At 70.5% G+C, this 268-nt stretch carries 1 protein-coding gene; it reads right to left on the bottom strand.

All coding sequences use genetic code 11. The features are described 5' to 3' along the window. A partial coding sequence (locus SB660_RS20965; RefSeq protein WP_410584299.1) for a response regulator transcription factor occupies nt 1-241 on the bottom strand: 241 nt, incomplete at its 3' end. Nucleotides 242-268: the final 27 nt, after the last annotated feature.

Here is a 268-nt window from a genome sequence, read left to right as displayed (position 1 = left end):
CGGGGACGTTCGGGCTCGTGCGCCGCAGCTCCGCGAGCAGCTCCAGACCGCTCAGCCCCGGCATCTCGATGTCGGTGACGACGACGTCGGGGCGCACCTCCGCCATCCGCTCGATCGCGACGCGGCCGTCCTGCGCGATGTCGACGATGCAGCCCGCGCGCCGCTCGAGCACCGTCTTCACGAGCAGAGCGACGTCGGGGTCGTCATCGACGACGAGGACGCGCGGAGCTTCGTCAACCATAGAGCGGCTCTCCTTGGGGAGGATCCC

Origin of the sequence: Bacillus sp. SIMBA_005 (assembly GCF_046535585.1) — a bacterium.
GTDB lineage: Bacteria > Bacillota > Bacilli > Bacillales > Bacillaceae > Bacillus > Bacillus pumilus.
Note: the sequence above shows the minus strand (reverse complement) of the source record. Positions and strands in the feature narration are given on the sequence as shown.